This is a genomic window from Vibrio sp. 378 (assembly GCF_033339435.1).
Genome location: NZ_JAWOUO010000251.1, coordinates 1 through 913 on the forward strand (window position 1 = coordinate 1; position 913 = coordinate 913).

At 44.2% G+C, this 913-nt stretch carries 1 protein-coding gene; it reads left to right on the top strand.

Going from position 1 to position 913, the window contains the following annotated elements; all coding sequences use genetic code 11:
- Nucleotides 1-732 (top strand): TatD family hydrolase (locus R7Q48_RS25510; RefSeq protein WP_318132943.1); only part of this gene is annotated, 732 nt, incomplete at its 5' end.
- Nucleotides 733-913 lie beyond the last annotated feature (181 nt).

Below are 913 nucleotides of genomic sequence, written 5' to 3' on the forward strand. Positions count from 1 at the left end.
TTTCAAGATGACTTTGCACATCAACTTGAGCTTGCTCAAACGCAAGGCGTCGCAAGAATTTTGATTCCTTCCGTCGGCCCGCAAAATTGGGTTCGTATTCGAACGTTGGCAGAGCAACACGCCAATTTGTATTACGCGCTCGGTTTTCATCCGTATTTTCTTGAAGATAACGTTGAGCAGCACCTTGCAGAACTAGAACGCTATCTCAACCAAAAATCGCCACAGTGTGTGGCAATCGGAGAGTGCGGACTAGACTTTGCAGTTAACGTAGATCCTGAGCTACAAGAAAGGGCGCTTGAAACTCAATTTGAGCTGGCAAGGCGTTTCAATCTTCCTGTCATTTTGCACAGCCGGAAAGCACACAATCGACTCATTCAAATGGTCAAAGCGGCGAAGTTACCTCGTGGTGGCGTTTTGCACGCGTTTGCTGGTAGTTATCAGCAGGGGATGGAGTGGGTCAGATTAGGTTTTTTCATCGGTGCTGGTGGAACCATTACCTATCCGAGAGCCCATAAAACTCGCGACGCGATTCAAAGATTACCACGCGAAACTCTAGTTATAGAAACAGATGCTCCAGATATGCCTATACTTGGTTATCAAGGGGAGCCGAATCACCCTGCCAAACTCATTCATGTATTCAATGAGCTCGCAGAGTTGCATAGTGTGCGAAAGCAATCGATTGCCACTCAGCTGTGGGAAAATAGCAATTTTGCTTTCTCTATCTGTGAATAAAATCTAAAGATGTAGTCTGAAATAGAAAACGTTTCCCTGCTTATTGTGAGATAACTCACAAAGGTGGGTGAATCAATGATGAATCTTATAAGAAAGTGTGAGGGTGGCATTACTTTAATTGATTCTGCATGAGTATAATTGCCCCCGCTTTATAGCTCCATTTTGTAACACGCCAATAAAT